15 protein-coding genes and 1 other RNA gene are annotated in these 20881 nt (G+C 71.5%); 7 read left to right on the plus strand and 9 right to left on the minus strand.

Annotation, left to right across the window (positions count from 1 at the left end; translation table 11 throughout):
• Positions 1-100: 100 nt before the first annotated feature.
• From AB0C62_RS24565 to AB0C62_RS24585, 5 genes are read left to right on the plus strand one after another with little or no spacing between them, the layout of a single operon-like run.
• A complete protein-coding gene (locus AB0C62_RS24565) occupies positions 101-1393 on the plus strand; it encodes an extracellular solute-binding protein (protein ID WP_362976461.1) in 1293 nt (430 codons plus the stop codon).
• Positions 1390-2358 carry a sugar ABC transporter permease gene (locus AB0C62_RS24570; protein ID WP_362976463.1) on the plus strand — a complete coding sequence of 323 codons (969 nt, stop codon included), beginning with the start codon at positions 1390-1392 and terminating at the stop codon, positions 2356-2358. The genes AB0C62_RS24565 and AB0C62_RS24570 overlap by 4 nt, the downstream gene beginning before the upstream one ends.
• Entirely contained in the window at positions 2355-3176 is an 822-nt protein-coding gene (locus AB0C62_RS24575; RefSeq protein ID WP_267050975.1) for a carbohydrate ABC transporter permease, read from the plus strand. Before AB0C62_RS24570 ends, AB0C62_RS24575 begins: the two co-directional genes overlap by 4 nt.
• Before the next feature lie 11 nt (positions 3177-3187).
• Positions 3188-5443, plus strand: coding sequence for an alpha-xylosidase (yicI, locus tag AB0C62_RS24580; RefSeq protein WP_362976466.1), 2256 nt, complete (start codon positions 3188-3190; stop codon positions 5441-5443).
• The gene (locus tag AB0C62_RS24585; RefSeq protein WP_362976468.1) at positions 5443-6453 is read left to right on the plus strand and encodes a LacI family DNA-binding transcriptional regulator; all 1011 of its coding nucleotides are present in this window, start codon (positions 5443-5445) and stop codon (positions 6451-6453) included. The genes yicI and AB0C62_RS24585 overlap by 1 nt, the downstream gene beginning before the upstream one ends.
• Before the next feature lie 78 nt (positions 6454-6531).
• Here the strand turns inward: AB0C62_RS24585 and ssrA are convergent.
• The 5 genes from ssrA to ftsE form a co-directional block, all read right to left on the minus strand.
• Positions 6532-6920, minus strand: a transfer-messenger RNA (tmRNA) gene (gene ssrA, locus AB0C62_RS24590).
• Between the two features lie 154 nt (positions 6921-7074).
• Complete coding sequence (gene smpB, locus AB0C62_RS24595) at positions 7075-7608, minus strand: SsrA-binding protein SmpB (protein ID WP_179165378.1); 534 nt, start codon at positions 7606-7608, stop codon at positions 7075-7077.
• 81 nt (positions 7609-7689) lie between these two features.
• The gene (locus tag AB0C62_RS24600) at positions 7690-8856 is read right to left on the minus strand and encodes a S41 family peptidase (RefSeq protein WP_362976470.1); all 1167 of its coding nucleotides are present in this window, start codon (positions 8854-8856) and stop codon (positions 7690-7692) included.
• A gap of 67 nt (positions 8857-8923) precedes the next feature.
• Complete coding sequence (ftsX, locus tag AB0C62_RS24605; RefSeq protein ID WP_362976472.1) at positions 8924-9841, minus strand: permease-like cell division protein FtsX; 918 nt, start codon at positions 9839-9841, stop codon at positions 8924-8926.
• Between the two features lie 33 nt (positions 9842-9874).
• Positions 9875-10564 carry a cell division ATP-binding protein FtsE gene (ftsE, locus tag AB0C62_RS24610; protein ID WP_362976474.1) on the minus strand — a complete coding sequence of 230 codons (690 nt, stop codon included), beginning with the start codon at positions 10562-10564 and terminating at the stop codon, positions 9875-9877.
• Between the two features lie 322 nt (positions 10565-10886).
• On the opposite strand from ftsE, the gene AB0C62_RS24615 reads away from it, so the two are divergent.
• Positions 10887-11078 carry a hypothetical protein gene (locus AB0C62_RS24615; protein WP_362976476.1) on the plus strand — a complete coding sequence of 64 codons (192 nt, stop codon included), beginning with the start codon at positions 10887-10889 and terminating at the stop codon, positions 11076-11078.
• A gap of 115 nt (positions 11079-11193) precedes the next feature.
• Here AB0C62_RS24615 and AB0C62_RS24620 read toward each other — a convergent pair whose 3' ends face one another.
• The 4 genes from AB0C62_RS24620 to AB0C62_RS24635 all read right to left on the minus strand — a co-directional run bounded on the left by AB0C62_RS24620 (position 11194) and on the right by AB0C62_RS24635 (position 16433).
• Positions 11194-11784 carry a hypothetical protein gene (locus tag AB0C62_RS24620; RefSeq protein ID WP_362976478.1) on the minus strand — a complete coding sequence of 197 codons (591 nt, stop codon included), beginning with the start codon at positions 11782-11784 and terminating at the stop codon, positions 11194-11196.
• Positions 11785-12124: 340 nt separating this feature from the next.
• On the minus strand, positions 12125-13231 hold the full coding sequence (prfB, locus tag AB0C62_RS24625; RefSeq protein WP_081217594.1) for a peptide chain release factor 2: 1107 nt from the start codon (positions 13229-13231) through the stop codon (positions 12125-12127).
• A 160-nt stretch (positions 13232-13391) separates the two neighbouring features.
• Positions 13392-14645 (minus strand): serine/threonine-protein kinase, encoded by a 1254-nt coding sequence (locus AB0C62_RS24630; RefSeq protein WP_362976480.1) that lies wholly within the window; start codon positions 14643-14645, stop codon positions 13392-13394.
• 105 nt (positions 14646-14750) lie between these two features.
• Positions 14751-16433 (minus strand): serine/threonine-protein kinase, encoded by a 1683-nt coding sequence (locus AB0C62_RS24635; RefSeq protein ID WP_362976482.1) that lies wholly within the window; start codon positions 16431-16433, stop codon positions 14751-14753.
• A 465-nt stretch (positions 16434-16898) separates the two neighbouring features.
• On the opposite strand from AB0C62_RS24635, the gene AB0C62_RS24640 reads away from it, so the two are divergent.
• Positions 16899-20717, plus strand: coding sequence for an FHA domain-containing protein (locus AB0C62_RS24640; protein ID WP_362976484.1), 3819 nt, complete (start codon positions 16899-16901; stop codon positions 20715-20717).
• The last annotated feature ends 164 nt before the right edge of the window (positions 20718-20881 follow it).

Here is a 20881-nt window from a genome sequence, read left to right on the forward strand (position 1 = left end):
ACCTTCCCCCGTCGAAGCGCTTCGACGTCACGCATCGAAACGATTCGACAATCGCCGCGTGACGCTCCCGATACCCATCCAACTCCCATGGAGGCAGTGGATGTTGACGAAGAGAAGGCGTGCGGCGGTGGCCGCCGTGGCCCTGGCGGGTGCTCTGCTGGCCACGTCCTGCGGCAGCTCGGACGGCGGCTCGTCGGACGGCCGGACGCTACGGCTGTGGCACTACGAAGGGCCGGACAGTGCGATGGGGGTGGCCTGGAAGGAGGCCATCAAGGAGTTCGAGGCGCAACACCCGGGCGTGAAGGTGAAGTTCGAGGAGAAGGGCTTCGAGCAGATCCAGAAGACGGCGCCCATGGTCCTCAACTCGAACGACGCGCCGGACCTGATGGAGTACAACAAGGGCAACGCGACCGCGGGCCTGCTGTCGAAGCAGGGGCTCCTCACCGATCTCACGCCCGAGGTGACCCGGCGCGGCTGGGACAAGAAGATCACCGGCGGGGTGCGGACCATCAGCCGGTACGACGCCAACGGCGTGATGGGCTCGGGCAAGTGGTACGGCGTACCCGACTACGCCGAGTACACGATGGTCTTCTACAACAAGGACCTCTTCAAGAAGTACGGGATCGCGCAGCCCACCTCGGTCGACGAACTCACCGCGGCGATGGACACGTTCGTCAGGAAGGGCATCACCCCGCTCGCCAACGCGGGCGCCGAGTACGTGGCCCAGCAGTACCTCTACCAGCTGGCCCTCTCCAAGGCCGACCGTTCCTGGGTCGACAGCTACGAGCTGTACAAGGGCCGGACCGACTTCCACGACGCGGCCTGGACGTACGCGGCCGAGACCTTCGCCGACTGGGTGAAGAAGGGCTACATCGGAAAGAAGTCCACCGGCCTCAAGGCCGAGGACGCGGGCGTCTCCTTCATCCAGGGGAAGAGCCCGATCCTGTTCAGCGGAAGCTGGTGGTACGGCCGCTTCAAGGCGGAGAACACATTCGACTGGGGCACCTTCCTGTGGCCGGGCAGCAACCTCACCCTCGGCTCCGGCGGCAATCTGTGGGTCGTCCCCAAGGGTGCCGAGAACAAGGAACTCGCCTACGACTTCATCGACATCACCCTGTCGAAGAAGATCCAGAACCTGCTCGGCAACCAGGGTGGTGTCCCGGTGGCCGCCGACCCGGCCGCCGTGACCGACCCGCGGGCCAAGGCGCTGATCGCCGACTTCAACTCCCTCTCCGGCAAGGACGGTCTCGCCTTCTATCCGGACTGGCCCGTCGCCGGCTTCTACGACGTCCTCGTCTCGGAGACGCAGAAGCTGATCACCGGGAGCGAGAAGCCGGGCGACTACCTGTCGGCGTTGCAGAAGGCGTACGACAAGGGCGTACCGAAGACATGACCACCACCGTCGAGCGGAGTGTGCGGGTGGCGCGGGGGCGGCGCGGTGGAGCGTCGCGCCCGCGCCGCCCGGGCTCCTCCTACGCCCTCTTCCTGGTCCCGGGGTTCGTCGGGTTCCTCGTGGTGGTCGTCGTGCCGTTCCTGATGAACACCGGGGTGAGTTTCACCGACTGGCAGGGGGTGGGCACCCCGCACTTCACCGGGCTCGCCAACTATCGGGAGCTGCTGGGCGACGCGGAGTTCTGGGCGTCGTTCCGGCACAGCCTGTTCATGGTCGTCGCGATGGCCGTCGTACCGACCGCGCTCGGACTCGTGCTGGCCGCCGCCCTGTTCGACTTCGTCGGCAAGCACTTCGGGGCGCGGACCGCGTCCGTGCTGCGCGCCTGCTTCTATCTCCCGCAGGTCCTGCCGATCGCGGTCGCCGGCATCGTGTGGAGCTGGATCCTCGCGCCCGAGGACGGCTCGCTCAACGACCTGCTGAAGGCGGTCGGTCTCGGGGCCTGGCAGCAGGACTGGCTGGGCGATCCGGACCTCGCGCTCTACAGCGTCATGGGCGTGATGGTGTGGGTGCAGATCGGCTTCCCGCTCGTCGTCTTCATGGCGGGTCTGCAGCGCGTGGACCCGCAGTTGTACGAGGCGGCCGAGCTGGACGGCGCGGGCTGGTGGCGGCGGTTCTGGCACATCACACTGCCGCAGATCCGCCCGGAGATCTCCGTCGTGCTGCTCTGGTGCACGATCGCGGCGCTCAAGGTGTTCGGGGCGGTGTACGTGCTGACCAAGGGGGGCCCGGGCGGCGCCACCGACGTGCCGTCGTACTTCTCGTTCACGACCTTCTTCGAGAAGACCCAGGTCGGCTACGGCGCCGCGATCTCCACGGCCCTGACCGTCGTCATCCTCGCCCTCGCGCTGGTCGCGCTGGGGTTCCAGTCGCGGGCCGAGAACGCCGAGGAAGGGGGCGGCGGATGACCGCGCTGCGCAGGTATCCGGTGTTGCTGGCGCTCGTCGTCGGTGCCCTGTTCATGGTGCTGCCCTTCGTCGTCGTCGCGCTCAACGCGGTCAAGTCGCCCGCGGAGTACGCCGAACACGGCCCGCTCAGCCTGCCGCACGGCCTCTACCTCGACGGTCTGAAGGACTTCTGGGAACGCGTCGACTTCGGCCGCAAACTCCTCAACTCGGTGCTGATCTCGGGCTCGGTGGCGGCCGGTGCCGCCGTGCTGTCCGTCCTGAACGCCTACGCGATCGGCATCGGGCGGATCAGGGGCCGCACCTGGGTGCTGGCGTTCTTCGTCCTCGCGAACACGCTGCCGCAGGAGGCGCTGGTCTACCCGGTGTACTACCTGAGCAAGCAGGCCGGCCTCTACGACACCCGGCTCAGCGTGATCATCGTGTTCACGGTGATCCAGGCGGCGTTCGGCACGTATCTCCTCTCCTCGGTGCTCGGGCGGTTCCCGCGCGAGATCATCGAGGCCGCCCGGATCGACGGGGCGAACCGGTGGCAGGTGCTGTGGCGGATCGTCGTGCCGGTCAGCCGGCCGACGATCGGCGTGCTCCTCGTCTTCTTCTTCATCTGGACGTGGAACGAGTTCCTGCTGCCGCTGGTCATGCTGATCTCGAACGACAACCAGACGGTGTCGGTGGCCCTCGGTGTCCTCCAGGGGCAGCGTCTGATGGACGCCACGATGACGAACGCGGCCGCCCTGCTGGGCGTCCTGCCGGCCATCGTCTTCTTCCTCCTCTTCCAGCGGACCCTGACCCGCGGTATCGCCGTCGGCGCAGTCAAGTAAGGGGTACGACAGTGAAGTTCACGGACGGCTACTGGCTGCTGCGCGACGGTGTCACCGCCGCCCACCCGGTCGAGGTCCTCGACGTGACCGCGGGACCGGGCGGCCTGGAGATCCACGCGCCCACGCAGCCCATCCGGCACCGCGGCGACCTGCTGAAGGGACCGGTCGTGACGATCAGCGCGCACGCGCCGATGCCCGACGTCATCGGCGTCACGTTCACCCACTTCCAGGGGGAACGGTCCCGGGGACCCCATTTCGAGCTGCGGGCGGGCGAGTTCGAGCCGCTGGTGGAGTACGACGACACGCACGCGACGCTCACCGCGGGCGCGCTGTCCGTCCGCGTGGACCGGACCGCGCCCTGGCATGTCGACTTCCGCGCGAACGGCCGCACGCTCACCAGCAGCGGCCCCAAGGGCATGGGCATCATGCGGGACGCGGACGGCGCCCACTATCTGCGCGAGCAGCTGAACCTCGGGGTCGGCACCCAGGTCTTCGGCCTCGGCGAGCGGTTCGGCCCGCTCGCCAAGAACGGCCAGGTCGTGGACATGTGGAACGCGGACGGCGGCACGGCAACCGAACAGGCCTACAAGAACGTGCCGTTCTATCTGACGGACGCGGGCTACGGCGTCTTCGTGGACCACCCGGGCCGGGTCTCCTTCGAGGTCGGCTCCGAGGCGGTCTCCCGGGTCCAGTTCAGCGCGGAGACGCAGCAGTTGACGTACTACGTCATCCACGGCCCGACCCCGAAGGACATCCTGCGCCGGTACACCGAGCTGACCGGCCGGCCGGCCCTCCCGCCGCCCTGGTCGTTCGGGCTGTGGCTCTCGACCTCGTTCACCACCTCCTACGACGAGGCCACCGTCACCTCCTTCATCGACGGCATGCGGGAGCGTGAACTGCCGCTGTCCGTCTTTCACTTCGACTGTTTCTGGATGCGCGAGTTCAACTGGTGCGACTTCCGGTGGGACCCGCGGGTGTTCCCGGACCCGGAGGCGATGCTGGCGCGGCTGAAGGACAAGGGGCTGCGGATCAGCGTCTGGATCAACCCCTACATCGCACAGCGTTCACCGCTGTTCGCGGAGGGCCGCGAGCTCGGGCACCTGCTGCGCAGGCCCGACGGGAGCGTCTGGCAGTGGGACCTGTGGCAGCCGGGCATGGCCCTGGTCGACTTCACCAGCGCGGGCGCCCGCGAGTGGTACGCCTCGAAGCTGGAGGCGCTGCTCGCCCAGGGCGTCGACTGCTTCAAGACCGACTTCGGTGAGCGCGTCCCGGTCGACGTGGCGTACGCCGACGGCGCCGACCCGGAGCGGATGCACAACTACTACACGTACCTGTACAACCGGACCGTGTTCGACGTGCTCCGCAAGCACCGGGGGGAGCACGAGGCCGTCGTGTTCGCCCGGTCGGCGACCGCGGGGAGCCAGCAGTTCCCGGTGCACTGGGGCGGCGACTGCGAGGCGACGTACGCGTCGATGGCCGAGTCCCTGCGCGGCGGGCTCAGCCTCGGCATGTCGGGGTTCGGGTTCTGGAGCCACGACATCGGCGGCTTCGAGGGAACGCCGTCACCCGCGCTGTTCAAGCGGTGGATCGCGTTCGGGCTGCTGTCCTCGCACAGCCGCCTGCACGGTTCGTCGTCGTACCGGGTGCCGTGGCTCTTCGACGAGGAGGCCGTGGACGTGCTGCGGCTGTTCACCCGGCTCAAGCTCCGTCTCATGCCGTATCTGTACGAGGCCGCCCGCACCGCCCACACTGAGGGGGTGCCGATGATGCGGGCGATGGTGCTGGAGTTCCCGGACGATCCGGGGTGCGCGCATCTGGAGCGGCAGTACATGCTCGGCTCCGACCTGCTGGTCGCCCCGGTGTTCAGCGACGAGGGCGACGTCACCTACTACGTCCCCGAAGGCGTCTGGACGCACCACCTCACCGGCCGGACGGTGACCGGGCCGCGCTGGGTCCGCGAGCGGCACGACGTCAGAAGCGTTCCGCTGCTCGCGCGACCGGGCGCGGTGATCCCCGTGGGGGCGGTGGAGGACCGGCCCGACTACGACCACGCGGACGGGGTCACCCTGCACGCGTACCGGCTGGAGCGGGGCGCGCGGGTGACCGTGCCGGTCGGCGGGGTCACCTTCACCGTCGTCCGCGAGGGGAACACCCTGCGCGCGTCCTGTTCGGATCCCGCGGTGGCCTGGGGGCTGGCCGTGGACGGGCGCGAGGTGCGGGCCACCGCGGGCACGGGCTCCGTTTCCCTGGAGGTGGAGTCCGCCTGATGGTCAAGATCACCGATGTGGCGCGGCACGCCGGGGTCTCCCCCAGCACCGTCTCCTACGCGCTCAGCGGCAAGCGGCCGATCTCCGAGGAGACCCGGCGACGCGTCGAGGAGAGCATCCGCCGGCTCGGCTACCGGCCGCACGCCGGCGCCCGGGCCCTCGCCAGCAGCCGGTCGAACGTGCTGGCGCTGGTCGTGCCACTGCGGGCGGGCATCCATGTGCCGGTCGTGATGCAGTTCGCGGTGTCGGTGGTGACGGAGGCACGACGGCACGACCACGACGTGCTGCTGCTCACGCAGGAGGAGGGCGAGGACGGGCTGCGCCGGGTCGCGGACACGGCACTGGTGGACGCGCTGATCGTGATGGACGTCCAACTGCACGATCCCCGGCTGTCGTTGCTGCGGGCGCTGGACCGGCCGTCGGTGCTCATCGGCTTTCCGGCCGCCGCGGAGGGCCTCACCTGCATCGACCTTGACTTCAGGGCTGCGGGCGAGCTGTGCGTGGAACGGCTGGCGGAGCTGGGGCACCGGGTCGTCGCCCTGGTCGGCTCGCCGCCGGAGGTGTACGTGCGGGGCACGGCGTTCGCGCAACGGGTGGTGGAGGGGTTCACAGCCGCCGCCGACCGGGGCGGGCTCGTCTCGTCCGTCCACCCCTGCGAGGCCTCCCCCGCCGCGGCACGCCGGATGGCTGAGCAACTCCTGCGGGAGCAACCGGGCTTGACGGGCGTGGTCGTCCACAACGAGCCCGTGCTGGAGCCCCTGATCGACGCCTTCGAACACCTCGGCCTGCGCGTCCCGGCCGATCTGTCGGTCACCGCGATCTGCCCGGACGAACTCGCCGAGGGTCTCCGCGTCCCGGTCACCTCCATCGCCATCCCGTCGGCGGAGGTCGGCTCGCGGGCGGTGGAACTGCTGATGCGGAAACTGGCGGGCACCCCGGTCGCGGAGGCGACCCTGCTGACGCCACGACTGGTGGAACGGGGAAGCACGGCGCCGCGGGCGACGGCGTGAGAAGGGGCCCGTATTCGCCCCCGGACATGACACAGGCCCCCTCGCTCGGAAGCGAGGGGGCCTGGGCCCACATGGGATGAGTGGAGATGGCGGGAATCGAACCCGCGTCCAACGGTGCAAAATCAGGGCTTCTCCGTGCGCAGTTCGCTGTGATTTTCTCAGCCCCGGCGATCACGCGAACAAGTCGCCGACGGGCTCAGTCACTGTTTGATTTCCCAGCGAACCCCGTGACCGGGCTCGATGGTTTAGTCCCCTAGATTATGCCAGGATCCGGGTCGGGAACACTCCCGGGCTGACACCCATTAAGGGTCCTTCACTCACTGCTTATTAGGCAGCGAGGGCGAAGGACTGGGAATCGCTCTTGGAATTGGCGATTATTTTTTGCGACATATGGTTAACGAGATCATTGCCGCTTCCTCGACACGCTTCCCCTGCTTCAACAGCCGCTGTCGAAACCGATCATCCCCATGTTGATTTTTCAATGCGTCGGTGGAGGCCGCCTTAACCGACCATCCTGTGACGCCCGGCCCTCCGAAGAGGAACCCACACCCGCTGTGAGGTGCGTTGCCATCGTACGTGACCAACGTACGACGGTGCCAGCCTATTCCCGCGGGGCCGCTCTCACTGGCCGCGCTGCTTCCGCTTGGCCGCCGCGATCGCACGGTCCGACTCGCGCCGGTCCTGCTTCTCCCGCAGGGTCTGCCGCTTGTCGTACTCCTTCTTGCCGCGGGCGAGCGCGATCTCCGCCTTCGCCCGGCCGTCCTTGAAGTACAGGGCGAGCGGCACGATCGTGTGACCCGTCTCCTGGGTCTTCGCCTCCAGCTTGTCGATCTCCTCCCGGTGCAGGAGGAGCTTGCGCTTGCGCCGCACGGTGTGGTTGGTCCAGGTGCCCTGGCTGTACTCCGGGATGTGGGCGTTGTGCAGCCACGCCTCGTTCCCGTCGATCTGGACGAAGCCGTCCGTCAGCGATGCCCGCCCCTGCCGCAGCGACTTCACCTCGGTTCCGGTCAGGACGAGCCCGGCCTCGTAGGTGTCCACGATCGCGTAGTCGTGCCGCGCCTTCTTGTTCTGCGCGACGATCTTGCGCTTGCCGTCCTTGGCCTTGCCGGAGGCCTGGCCTCCCTGCTTGGGCTGGGACTCCTTCGGTACGTACATTCCCTTGCTCATAGTGCTGGCCATTTTCGCACTACAGGGGGGCTCGGGGGAAAGCCGATTACGGGGACGGGTCCCGGCGGGTCACGAAGGGTCGCCCAGACCGCTCAGAACGGTCTCGGCGCGCTTCAGGGACTCCTTGTCCGCCTCCAGGTCGGGCGTGATGCCCCGGCCGTCGACGGAGCGGCCCGCCGGGGTGCGGTAGTGGCCGACGGTCAGCTCGGCGACGGAGCCGTCGGGCAGCCGGCTCGGCATCTGCACCGAGCCCTTCCCGAAGGTCCTGGACCCGACGACGACGGCGCGCCCGCGGTCCTGGAGGGCCCCGGTGAGCAGTTCGGCGGCGCTCATGGTGCCGCCGTCGACCAGGGTGACGAGGGGCCGGGCGGTGTCGCCGCCGGAGTCGGCGTGCAGGGCACGCTGGGCGCCGTTCACGTCGTACGTGGCGACGAGGCCGCCGTCGAGGAAGGCGGAGGCGGCGGTGACGGCCTCGGTGACCAGGCCGCCGGAGTTGCCGCGCAGGTCGAGGACGATCCCGCCGCCCCGGGGGGCCCGGTCGACGGCGGTCCGTACGGCGTGGCCCACGCCCTTGGTGAAGGCCGCGACCTTGATCACGGTGGCGTCGTCGGGGAGCCGGTCGACGGTCACGGAGTCCGTGGAGAGCATGGCCCGGCGCAGGGTGCGGCTCCAGTTGTGCGAGCCGCGCTCCAGCCCGAGGGCGACCTCGGTGCCGGCGTCGGCGTCGTCCGCCTCGCCGCGCAGTAACGCGACGACCTCGGTGACGGGCCGGCCGTCCACGCGGGTGCCGTCGACGGAGCGCAACAGGTCGCCCTCGTGGATGCCGGCCGCGGCCGCCGGTGAGCCGGAGGCGACCCGGGTGACCTCGATCCGTCCGTCCCGCTCCCGGCGGGCCCAGAGGCCGACGCCGGTGTACCGGCCGTCGAGCGCTTCCTCGAACTCCTCGTACTCGCCCTGGGAGTAGACCGCGCCCCAGCGGTCGCCGCTGCGGCTGACGGCGCGTTCGGCGGCCTCCATGGGGGACTTGCCGTCGGCCATCGCCTCGGCGGCGGCCCGGGTGACGGTCTCCTGGTGGCGTGCCGGCGTCGGGCGGGGCGCGTCGGCCGCGGTCTTCGGCGGGGTGTCGGAGAAGGAGCCGGTCGCCGCACCGGCGACGAGGACACTCGCGAACACCAACGTCAGGGCCGCCCCGCGGCACATGCGGCGGGGCTCGCAGAACGGGTCACGGCCTGACATGCCGGTGAGTCTAGGACAACGCGAAGGGCCGCACCGCCGGTTGACGGTACGGCCCTCTTGGCATGTGTCACACCTTCAGGTACTTGCGCAACGCGAAGAACGCGGCCAGCGCCGGCATCAGCAGGCTCGTCGCGAGGATGAGCGGCAGCTTGGTCAACACCGCGTCCCAGCCGATGAAGTTGATCAGGTTCAGCTTCTCGGACAGCGCGAGTCCGTGGTCGATGATGAAGTACCGGGCGATCAGCAGGAACCCGCAGGCGACACCGCCGCCGATGAGTCCGGCGACCGCGGCCTCCGCGATGAACGGCGCCTGGATGTAGAAGCCGGAGGCGCCGACGAGGCGCATGATGCCGGTCTCGCGGCGCCGGCTGAACGCCGAGACGCGGACGGTGTTGACGATCAGCATCAGCGCGACGACGAGCATCATCGCCATCACCGCGCGCGCGGCCCAGTTCATGCCGTTGAGGAGCCCGAAGAGGTTGTCCAGGATGCCCTTCTGGTCCTGCACGGACTGCACGCCGTCCCGGCCGTCGAAGGCGGTGGCGATGACCTGGTACTTCTCCGGGTCCTGGAGCTTGATCCGGTACGACTCCTGCATCTGGTCCGGCGTGAGGCTGCTGGCCAGCGGGGAGTCGCCGAACTGCTCCTTGTAGTGCTTGTACGCCTGGTCCGAGGACTCGTACACGACCTTCTGGACGACGGTCATCTTGTCCAGGTCGGCGAGGATCTGCTTCTTCTGGTCGGCGGTCACCGCGCCCTTGGCGCAGTTGGGGTCGGACTCGGCGTCGCTCTTGTTGCAGAGGAAGATCGAGACGTTGACCTTGTCGTACCAGTAGCCCTTCATGGTGTTCACCTGGTCGCTCATCAGGAGCGACCCGCCGAACAGGGCGAGCGAGAGGGCGACCGAGACGACGACCGCGAAGGTCATGGTCAGGTTGCGGCGGAGACCGACACCGATCTCCGACAGAACGAACTGCGCGCGCATGGCGTCTTCCTCAGACCTTTCCGTGGTCGATGATCAGTGCTGGTAGCCGTAGACGCCGCGTGCCTGGTCGCGGACGAGTCGGCCCTGCTCCAGCTCGATGACGCGCTTGCGCATCTGGTCCACGATGTTCTGGTCGTGGGTCGCCATCACCACGGTGGTGCCCGTCCGGTTGATCCGGTCGAGCAGCTTCATGATGCCGACGGAGGTCTGCGGGTCGAGGTTTCCGGTCGGCTCGTCCGCGATGAGGAGCTTGGGCCGGTTCACGAAGGCTCTCGCGATGGCCACCCGCTGCTGCTCACCGCCGGACAGCTCGCCGGGCCTCCGGTCCTCCTTGCCGCCCAGACCGACGAGGTCGAGCACCTGGGGCACGGACTTGCGGATCTCGCCGCGGGACTTGCCGATGACCTCCTGGGCGAAGGCCACGTTCTCGGCGACCGTCTTGTTGGGCAGGAGACGGAAGTCCTGGAACACGGTCCCCAGCTGGCGGCGCATCTGCGGCACCTTCCAGTTGGAGATGCGCGCGAGGTCCTTGCCCAGGACGTGCACCTGACCGTGGCTGCACCGCTCCTCCCGGAGGACCAGCCGCAGGAAGGTGGACTTTCCGGAGCCGGAGGAGCCCACGAGGAACACGAATTCTCCGCGCTCGACCTCCAGGGAGACATCCCTGAGGGCGGGGCGGGTCTGCTTGGGGTAGACCTTGGAGACGTTGTCGAATCGGATCACGGATGCACCACGGGTCGCCGGGGGTAGGTGTGCGTGACCATACGCGAACCGGGTGTGCGAGCGCAGTCGGCGTACGGGGTTGCGCGCGGCTTGCACTTTTTGTCACGGATCTGAGGTCCGATTCTCCCTTGATCTCCCCGGATCTTTCCTCGATCCGAGCGGCTGGCGGACTTCTCGGCGGGGCAGGATAAGGCGAGCCGCGCCGAAATCCGCGGAACCTGGCACAGTGGAAGGGGAACGGTTGCGTTCCCCGCAGCGTTAAGAGAGCGACGCGCACGCAGGAGTCGGTGCGGCGCGGAGACAGCGCAAGGAGGGCCGGCGCATGACGTACGACCGATTGGTGTGCGCTAACTGTGCGGGGCCTGTCAGTGAGGGCCGCTGCCGCGTCTGCCGCGCGAACCGTGAGCGGCTCCAGCAGGAGAGCCCCTTCGGGAACATGAACCCCATGGCGCTGATCGCGCTGCTCGCGGTGCTGGTCGCCGCGCTGGCACTGGTGGCCCACCAGACGGTGTGAGCCGGGTCGCGTGCGCCTCTCGCGGCCTTTCCGGCCCCGAGGGCGATGACCTGACCCTGACATGACGAAGGGCCCGGAGCGAGCTGCTCCGGGCCCTTCGTGGTGCGCGTGTGCGTCAGGCTGCGGTGGTGCCGCGGCCGCCCGCGAGACGCGGGAGCATCCGGAAGCCGATGCCGCCGGCGATCATCGTCGCGGCGCCGATCAGCAGGAACGTGGTCTGACCCGCACCGGTCTCGGCCAGTTCGCCGTCGTTCTTGCCCTGCGGGGCGGTGTCCGAGCCGGTGTCGGTGAGGGCGGAGGAGCCCTCGTCCTGGGCGGAGGACCCGCCGTTGGGGTCGGCGTCGTTGCCACCGGTGCCCGTGCCGCTGGTCTGCGTCGGGTCCTCGGTCGGGTCGGTCTCCGTGGGAGCCGGCTTGGTGGTCTCCGTCTCGGTCGGAGCCGGGTCGGTGGTCTCCGTCTCCGTCGGGGCGGGGTCGGTGGTCTCCGTCTCGGTCGGAGCCGGGTCGGTGGTCTCCGTCTCCGTCGGCTCAGGGCTCGTCGGGATACCCGTCACCGTGTCGGTGGGGTCCGGGTCGGCCGTGGTCGCGCTGAGGCCGACATTGAGGTCGAGCGCCGAAGCGGCACCCGCAGCGGTGAGCGAAGCACCGGCGGCAATCACCGCACCGGCGGCTATCCGCGCCACGCGGATCCGCGTCTTCTTGGTCATCTGCCTGCTACCCCCAGTAGCTGATCGTCAGTGGAGCAGCGCCCGGGGCCACGGCGTCACAGGTGGCCTCTCTCAGCCCCCCGGTTCACATGCGCCCCAGAGATACGCATGCCACGCGTCACCCTTCCCAGTTTTCACAGCAACGTCAAGGTCGTTGCGTACGCGATGTCCGGAACGGCGTCATTTGCCTGTCGTGAGGACATGTGACTGTGACGTAAAACCCAGACAACCCCCACAACAAAGGCAACTGCCGTCCGGTGGACGGCAGTTGCCTTGTCGACAAAGCGGCCGCCGCAGCAGGGTCGGGAATTCCTGTCCCTGGCGCGGCCGTTCGCGCGGGTTACTTCTCCTGCTGCTTGCGCCAGCGAATTCCGGCCTCCAGGAAGCCGTCGATCTCGCCACCGAACACGGCCTCGGGATTGCCGACTTCGAACTCGGTGCGCAGGTCCTTGACCATCTGGTACGGGTGCAGGACGTACGAACGCATCTGGTTGCCCCAGGAGTTGCCGCCGTCGCCCTTGAGGGCGTCCATCCTGGCCTGCTCCTCCTGGCGGCGCCGCTCCAGCAGCTTGGCCTGCAGAACGTTCATGGCCGAGGCCTTGTTCTGGATCTGCGACCGCTCGTTCTGGCAGGAGACCACGATGCCGGTGGGCAGGTGGGTCAGGCGCACCGCGGAGTCGGTGGTGTTGACGCCCTGGCCGCCCGGACCGGACGAGCGGTACACGTCGATGCGCAGCTCCGACTCGTCGATCTCGATGTGGTCGGTCTGCTCGACGACGGGCAGGATCTCGACACCGGCGAACGAGGTCTGGCGGCGCCCCTGGTTGTCGAAGGGGGAGATGCGTACGAGACGGTGGGTGCCCTGCTCCACGGAGAGCGTGCCGTAGGCGTACGGGACGTGGACGGCGAAGGTGGTGGACTTGATGCCCGCCTCTTCCGCGTAGGACGTCTCGTAGAGCTCCGTCTTGTAGCCGTGACGCTCGGCCCAGCGCAGGTACATGCGCTGGAGCTTCTCGGCGAAGTCGGAGGCGTCGACACCGCCGGCCTCGGCGCGGATGGTGACGACGGCCTCGCGGGAGTCGTACTCGCCGGACAGGAGGGTGCGGACCTCCATCTCGTCCAGCGCCTTCTTGACGGCCGTGAGCTCGGTCTCGGCCTCGGCGCGGGTGTCCGGGTCGTCCTCCTCCTCGGCCATCTCGAAGAGCACACTCAGATCGTCGATGCGTCCGCGGAGCGCCTCGGCCTTCCTGACCTCCGCCTGGAGGTGGCTGAGCTTGCTGGTGATCTTCTGCGCCTCGTCGGGGTCGTCCCACAGGGACGGCGCGGCCGCCTGCTCCTCGAGCACGGCGACATCTGCCCTCAGCTTGTCGAGGTCCAGGACGGCCTCGATCGACTCCATGGTCGAGGAGAGGGACTTGAGCTCTTCGGATACATCGACGACTGCCACGCCTCCAGCGTAACGGCTACGACAACCGGGCCCGCCCTCGTCCCCTGGGGGGCCTTGCGCCGAGCCACCACCAAAGCCCTCCCCGCTCCCTCCGCCCCTCCCCGTCCCGATACCCGGGGGTCCGGGGGCAGCGCCCCCGGGAACGGGTCTCACACCGGGGTCACGGGGACGACGGGGCCGAGTTCTTGGTGTCCTGGGGGTTCGTGCCCGCGTCGTCGCCGGAGGTGGCGAGCCAGGTGCCGACCCCCACCGCGGCGACGAGCGCGACCGCCGCCGCCCCCAGCGTGATCCGCCGCCGCCGGGCGGAGGCACGGTGCCGTGCGGACCCGGGCCGGGGCGCACCGGCGGCCCGGGGCGCCCGCGCGGTGCCGCGAGCCCCGCCGGCCAGTTCGTCGGGCGCCGGCACCCGCATCGAGGTGTGGGTGTCGCGGTTGGAGTCGGGCGCGGCCCCCGGCACGAGCGGCACGGCCCCACGCCGTACCCGCTCACCGGCGGGCTCGGACGGCTCCGCGCTCTCGTCGCTCTGCTGGCGCTCCTCGTCCGCCTCCTCGTCCTCCGCGTCCGGCGAGTCCACGTCCAGCGGGGGCATCCCGGCCAGCAGCGGCAGCTGCTCCCGGAGCCGGGCGCCCAGCTCGGAGGCGCGCAGCCGGGAGGCGGGCGCCTTGGCGAGGCACTGGACGATGAGCTGCCACAGCTCGTCCGGAATGCCGGGGAGCGGGACGACGGTCTCCGTGACGTGGCGGCGCAGGACGGCGCCGGGGTGACCGCCGCCGAAGGGCGTGAACCCGGCGAGCAGCTCGTAGAGCACGGTGGCCAGGGCGTAGATGTCGACGGCGGCGCGCGGCGGCAGCCCCTCGATGATCTCGGGGGCCAGATAGTCCGGGGTGCCGATGATCTTCGTGGCCCGGGTGCGGCGCGGGGAGTCGATGAGCTTGGCCACACCGAAGTCGGTGAGGAGGGCGGGGTGGGAGCCGCCGGGGCCGAGCGGGCCCTGCATGTCGAGCAGGACGTTCTCGGGCTTCACGTCGCGGTGGACGACGCCGGCGGCGTGCGCCGCGGCCAGACCGTCGGCGACGTCGGCGACGATCGCGACGGCCGACTCGGGGGCGAGCCTGCGCTCCCGGTCGAGTCGGGTGCGCAGGTCGGTGCCGCGGACGAGGTCCATGACGAGCGCGAGGTCGTTGCCGTCGACGACCAGGTCACGGACGGCCACCACGTGGGGGTCGTCGAGACCGAGCAGTGCGGTGCGCTCCTGCACGAAGCGCCCCACGAGCTCCTGGTCGGACGCGAGGTCCTCGCGCAGCAGCTTGATGGCGACGGGACCCTCGGGTCCCTCGCCCAGCCACACCGTGCCGGCGCTCCCCCGCCCCAGGATCTGGTTCGCGGTGTACCGGCTGCCGATCTTGCGTGCCAAGACTGCTCCTACAGACGCGTGTTGTCGCTAAAAGTACGCGTCCGAGGAGCCAACCTTCACTCCCGAGGCGGAAATCACCCGTCAGATATCGACAAATCCACAGGGTCAGTTGCTCGAGGGGCTGTTTCCGCCGAGGTCGCCGATCCAGCCGCTGACCGTGTCGAACCAGTCGCTGAGCTGGGCCCAGTAGCCCTTCGTGCTGCCGATCCAGCCCTGGAGGGGGCTGAACTCCCACACCAGCCAGCCGGCCACGAACAGGATGACGATGGTGAACAGACAGCCCTTCAGGCAGCCGAGCCCCGGGATCTTCATGGGGTTGGCGCTGCGCTGACGGGGCTCGCGCGCGGGCTGCTGCGGGCGCTGCGGTTCGGCGTAGCGCTGCGGCTGGGGCTGCTGCTGGGGTGCCGGGGCGTAGCGCTGCGGCTGCTGCTGTTGCTGTTGCTGGTGACGCGGCGCGTACTGCTGCGGGTCCTGCTGCTGCGGGTAGCCGTAGCCCTGTTGCTGCTGCTGCCGGCCGCGCTGCGGTCGCTGCTGCTGCGGCCGGGCCACCTGTCGCTGGGGGCGGCGCCGCAGCGGGTCCTCGTTCGGGTCGAGGTACTGGACCTGCGTCTGGTCGTTGCGGTCGCGGGCCGCGCGCAGCTGGTTCTGCCACGGGTGCGGGTCCTCGCCCTGGCCGCCCGGCTGGTGCGGCGGCACGGGCGGCAGGACGGAGGTCGGGTCGGCCGCGCCGCGGTTCGGCAGGACGGAGGTGGGGTCGGCGTCGCCGGAGGTGTGCGGCAGCACGCTGGTGGCGCCGTACGGGTCGTAGGAGCCCGCGTTGTGCGGGAGCACCTGCGTGGGGTCGGCGGCGCCGGGCATGTTCGGGACGGTCGCCGGGGACGGGTCGGGCGCGAGGAGGGCGCCCACGCCGTCCGCGGCGGCGATCTGCGCGGGGGTGGCGTGCACGCCGACGCCCGCGGCGACGGCGCGCAGTGCGCGCGCGAGGTTCTCGGCACTGGGCCGCTCGTCCGGGTTCTTGCGCAGGCAGCGCTCTATGACCGTCCACAGGGGGTCCGGGACGGTCGAGGGGCGGCGCGGTTCGGCGCTGAGGTGCTGGTGCAGCACTTCGAGGGCGGACCCGCCGGAGAACGGCGGGCGGCCGGTGACCAGCTCGTACAGCAGGATGCCCGCGCCGTAGATGTCGACGGCGGACGTCTGCGGGCGTCCTTCGGCGGACTCCGGCGCGACGTACGCGGGCGTGCCGACGAACTCGTGGGTGCGGGTGAGACCCGGGGAGTCGGCGAGCCGGGCGATGCCGAAGTCGGTGAGCATCGGGTGCATCCCGCCGGCGTCCTGCTTGAGCAGGACGTTCGCGGGCTTCAGGTCGCGGTGCACGACGCCGTCGGCGTGACTGGCGGCGAGCGCGTCGGCGACCTGGGCGGTCAGCAGGGAGGCGGCGACGGGTGAGAAGGGCCCGTTCTCGCGCAGGTAGCGGTGCAGGTCGGGCCCGTCGACCAGGTCCATGACCAGCGCGAGCAGGTCGCCCTCGACGACGAGGTCCCGTACGCGCACGATGTTGGGGTGGGTCAGGCGCAGCAGCACCGACCGCTCACGCAGGAACCGCATCACGATGTCGGCGTCGCTGGCGAGCTCCTCCTTCAGGACCTTGATCGCCACGGTCTCGCCGGGCTGGCCCGCTACGGCCGCCTCGGCGCCCGCGGTCTCCCGCTGGCGGGCGCGCCAGACCGTGCCTGTGGCGCCGCGTCCCAGCGGCTCCTCAAGGAGGTACTTGCTCCCTACCGGCCGCACGTCATGCGCTCCCTGTTGCTTGCTTGCCTGGTCCGTCCACCGTGGTCACCGTGGTACAGGTTTCCGACCCACTGTAGTGCCGCCTTCCCGGGCACCGGGCTGTCGTCGTCGTGTGCTTGGCCATAGGTCCCCCGCGCGCCTGTGGTCCGCATAAGCGCATACGTGCGGCTACCCGTGCATGTTCGATGGAAAGACGCTCGGTCCGGTCGCTTGGTTGCCGGAAGGCGGGCGTGACCGATCTCAAGCGGACACCCGCCGGCTACCGGTCAGGCACTTTTACGGGCAGAGCCGACCAATCAAGATCACTTACGGGTGGGGGGCGGGCGTGTTGTCAGTGGCAGGTGCGAGGATGCCTCCAGTACTGGCCGACGTGCCCGTGTGCGGTGGGGGAATTCTGCGGTGGGGGACCGCAGCACAGCCTCGTCCTCGTCGCGGGCACCTGCGCGGAAGGGACCCCTGACGGCGATGCAGATCCGGCTGACCGTCGTAGACCCGTTGGGCCCGCCCTCGGAGCCGCGGGGGCGCGCCGCGGCCTGCGATGTGCTGGTGACCGCGCCCGCCGGGACGGCGCTGGCCGCGGTCGCGTCGGGGCTGGCCTCGGCGGTCGGGGGGAGCGGGGGCGCCGGACAGGGCGAGCGGGGCCGTGAGCCCGGGGGCGGCCAGATCGTGCTGTACGCGGGCGCGGAGCGGCTCGACGCCCAGCGCTGCACCCTCGGTGAGCCGCCGCTGACGGACGGCGCCGTGCTCTGTCTGGGCGCGCCGGCCGAACCCGGCCCCGACCTGGACGCCGTCTCGGCCCAGCTCCATGTGGTCGCCGGTCCCGACGCGGGCGGGGTCCATCTGCTGCACGGCGGCCAGATCCACGTGGGCCGCTCCGCCCGGGCGGACGTCCCCCTGGACGACCCGGACGTCTCCCGTCTGCACTGCGCCGTCACGGTCACCCCGGACGGGCGGGTCTCGGTCGCCGACACCGGCTCCACGAACGGCACGACGCTGGACGGCACCCGCGTGGGCGAGCGTCCCGTCCGCTTCTCCGAGGGCGCCCTGCTGCGCGTCGGCGAGTCCGCCCTGCGCCTCGCCCCGCCCGGAGGCCCGGGCGCGGTGGCGAGCGCCCCGGACGGCGAAGGGCACGTCCGGGTGTCGGTGGGCGCGCCCCGCGACGCCCCGGACGGCGGCTCCGGCGGCTCCCACGGGCCGGGCACCTCGTCCGCCCCGTCGCCGAGCGCGTCCCCGGACGACCGGCAGCCGCACGGAGCGGTCCCCCACGCGCGCGGGGAGAGCGCCTCCCTCTTCCAAGGGGGCTCCCTCCCTCCCGCGGACGCGACACACCACGCCTACGGCACCTCCGGGTGGGGAGCCTCCGCCGGCGGGGTCCCCGGAGCCGAGGAGTACGGGCGGTCGGCGCCGCCCGTCGTGCCGGAGCAGGGCGGGGCACCCCGGATCGAGAGCGGCCCGCGCGGCGGGGCTTCCGGAGGCGGAGCCGGACGCCCGGGCGGGAGTGACGGCCACACGGGAGCCGCCGGGGAGTGGTCCGAAGGAGAGCCGGAGGACGCCTTCGGCGCCGGACCGGGCCTCCCGGGAGCCCGCAGAGGCACGCCGATGCGCGGTACGGACGTTCCGGCGGGGATGCGCAGGCGCGGCGGTCTCGGCGCCTGGGCCCGCCGGCTGACCGGAAGCCGCGGCGGACCGGAGGGGACGGCGCCCGAGACGTACGACGACGGCGCGCTCGTGGTGCGGGACCTGCCGACCGCCGCGCACCCCTCGCCCGAGACCTGGCCCGACCCGGCGGCGCTGCTGCTCACCGCCCTCGGCCCGGGCCCCCGGCTCTGGGAGCGCGGCGCCGGTCACCAGGAGGCCCTGACCGTGCGGCTCGGCACGGCCGACCGGACGACGCCGGACGGCTCGGGCGCGCTGCCCGCCGTGCCGGTGACCACGGGACTCCGCGAGGTCGGTTCCCTGGGCCTGGCCGGGCCGAGGGCGCGGCTGGCGGGGCTGGCCCGCGCGGTCGTGGCCCAGCTCGCCGCGCTGCACTCCCCCGACACACTGGAGATCGTCCTCATCAGCGCCGACCGGGCCCGGTCGGCGCAGGAGCGCAGCGCCGAGTGGTCCTGGCTCGGCTGGCTCCCCCACCTGCGTCCCACCCACGGGCAGGACTGCCGGCTCCTCCTCGCGTACGACCGTGAACAGGCGGCGGCGCGCACCGACGAACTGCTGCGCCGCCTGGAGGACCACCTCACGGAGACGGCCGGCGAACCGGGCCGGCGGGGCACCAGCCCTGGCGGTGAGGCCGTCTCCGTCCCGGCCGCCCGGCGCGCGGAGCCGCACGAGCGCGGCGGACACGACGGACCCGGCACCGGCGACACCTCGCGCGGTGCGACGCACCGGCCCTCCTGGGCCCGCGCCGAGGGCGGGGCGCACTCCGGCTCCGGACAGGACCCCGACGCCGGCGTCGACGGTCCGTACACGGTGGTCGTCGTGGACGGCGACCCCGGTGGCGCGGACGTCCGGGAGGCCGTGCTGCGCCTCACGCACGAGGGCCCGCGGGCCGGTATCCACGTGGTGTGTCTCGCCGAGACGGCGGCCGCGTCACCCGCGTCCCCGGTGACGGAGACGTACGAGGCGGCGTGCGCCGTCGCGCCCGCGTTCCGTGCGTGCGGGGCGGTGGCCCTGCTCAGCGGGGACGTGGCCACGGCACTGCGGCTGCTGCGGGTGGCACCGGGCGGCACCGGCGGGACCCCGCGGACCGGGGCGGCGCACGGCGGCCCGTCCCGCGGTGACGGAGCGGAGCGCACCGGGCCGTCGGCGCCGTCGCCGCGTTCCGGCCCCGCGCGCACCGGGCCGTCGGCCGGCTCGTCGCGGCACGACGGATCGACGCACCTGGGCATCCCGCATCCGGGAGCCGGACGCGCGGCCGGGTACGGCGCCGGAACCTCCGGCACCTCCTCGTCGCACCCGGGCCGCACCTCCCCCGGAGGCCAACCGGCGCGCGGTCCCGTCGGTCACGGCACCGTCGCCGCGGTGGACGCGGTGTCGCTCGCCTGGGCCGAGCGGTTCGCGCGGGCGCTCGCACCACTGCGGACGGACGGCGCGCAGGGCGACCGGCACACGCGCGTGTCCGCTCCCCTGCCCCAAGCCGCGCGCCTGCTCGACGAGTTGGGCCTCGCACGCGCCACCCCCGCCTCGCTGATGGCCCGTTGGGCGGACGCCGCGGACGACACGGAGGCGCTCGGCGGACGGGCCCGGGCCGTCCTCGGCGCGGGCCCGCGCGGCCCCGTCGCCGTCGACCTCCATGTCGAGGGCCCGCATCTGCTGATCGAAGGCCCGCCGGGCAGCGGCCGTTCGGAGCTGCTGCGCTCGGTCGCCGCGTCCCTCGCCGCCGCCGAGCGGCCCGACCGGCTCGGCATCGTCCTGATGGAGGGCCGTGACGGCACGGGCGGACACGGCTCCGGGGGCGCCGGTGAAGGACTCCAGGTCTGCACCGACCTGCCGCACGTCACCACGCACCTGACGGCCAACGACCCCGTGCGCATGCGGGAGTTCGCGCAGTCCCTGAGCGCCGAACTGAAGCGGCGGTCCGAGCTGCTCGGCCGGCTCGGCTTCGCCGAGTGGCACACCGGCCAGGCGGTGTCCGGCCGGCTGGTCGCCCAGCGCGCGCCCGGCCCGGCTGCGGGCACAAGGCCGTCCACCGGCGCCGCCGACCTCGACACGCCGTCCAGTTCGACGCTGCGGCTGCGACCCGCCGCGGCCCGCCGGCAGACCGAGCCGGGGCCGCCGCTGGCCCGTCTGGTCGTCGTCGTCGACGACCTGGACGCCCTGCTGTCACCGCCGTTGGGGTCCCCAGGACGCCCGGCGGCCGGTTCGGTCGTGCGGGCACTGGAGGCCGTGGCCCGCGAGGGCGACCGGCTCGGGGTGCACCTCGTGGCGGCGTCCGCGGTGGACGGACGGACGGCGGGGTCGGAGCTGGCGCGTTCCGCAGCGCTGCGCGTCACCCTCGAAGCACCGGCACCGGGACCGGACGAACCCGCCCCCGGGCGGGGGCGGCTGCTGCGCCCGGACGGGCGGGAGACGCCCTTCCAGGGCGGCCGCGTCACGGGGCGCATCCCCCGCACGGCGACGCTGCGCCCCACGGTCGTCCCCCTGGAGTGGCACCGCATGGGCGACCCGCCGGCCCGCCGCCCGGTCCGCGAGCTGGGGAACGGCCCGACGGACCTGGCCCTGCTCGCCAGCGCGCTGGAGCGTGCGGCGCGTTCCGTCTCCGCCGCCGAGGTGCCGTCGCTGCTCTAGCGGAACCGAGGGGATCGGTCCGGCCCCGGACCGATCCCGAGCGGCGCTTCCGGTCCGCGGAGCCCGCCCTCAAGTGCCCTGTTCGCGAGGTCTGTTCGGGTCTCGCGCCGGTGTGCCCGACGTCACGACCCAATCACGATCGCTCACTTGACAGTACCGGCGCT

Origin of the sequence: Streptomyces sp. NPDC048643 (assembly GCF_040650615.1) — a bacterium.
Lineage (GTDB): Bacteria > Actinomycetota > Actinomycetes > Streptomycetales > Streptomycetaceae > Streptomyces.

Excerpts from the sequence above, each read along its gene's own strand:
- AB0C62_RS24565 (WP_362976461.1), top strand. The coding sequence starts at position 101 with ATGTTGACGAAGAGAAGGCGTGCGGCGGTGGCCGCCGTGGCCCTGGCG.
- AB0C62_RS24570 (WP_362976463.1), top strand. The coding sequence starts at position 1,390 with ATGACCACCACCGTCGAGCGGAGTGTGCGGGTGGCGCGGGGGCGGCGC.
- AB0C62_RS24575 (WP_267050975.1), top strand. The coding sequence starts at position 2,355 with ATGACCGCGCTGCGCAGGTATCCGGTGTTGCTGGCGCTCGTCGTCGGT.
- AB0C62_RS24585 (WP_362976468.1), top strand. The coding sequence starts at position 5,443 with ATGGTCAAGATCACCGATGTGGCGCGGCACGCCGGGGTCTCCCCCAGC.
- smpB (WP_179165378.1), bottom strand. The coding sequence starts at position 7,608 with ATGTACGTACCGAAGGAGTCCCAGCCCAAGCAGGGAGGCCAGGCCTCC.
- AB0C62_RS24600 (WP_362976470.1), bottom strand. The coding sequence starts at position 8,856 with ATGTCAGGCCGTGACCCGTTCTGCGAGCCCCGCCGCATGTGCCGCGGG.
- ftsX (WP_362976472.1), bottom strand. The coding sequence starts at position 9,841 with ATGCGCGCGCAGTTCGTTCTGTCGGAGATCGGTGTCGGTCTCCGCCGC.
- AB0C62_RS24615 (WP_362976476.1), top strand. The coding sequence starts at position 10,887 with ATGACGTACGACCGATTGGTGTGCGCTAACTGTGCGGGGCCTGTCAGT.
- AB0C62_RS24620 (WP_362976478.1), bottom strand. The coding sequence starts at position 11,784 with ATGACCAAGAAGACGCGGATCCGCGTGGCGCGGATAGCCGCCGGTGCG.
- AB0C62_RS24640 (WP_362976484.1), top strand. The coding sequence starts at position 16,899 with ATGCAGATCCGGCTGACCGTCGTAGACCCGTTGGGCCCGCCCTCGGAG.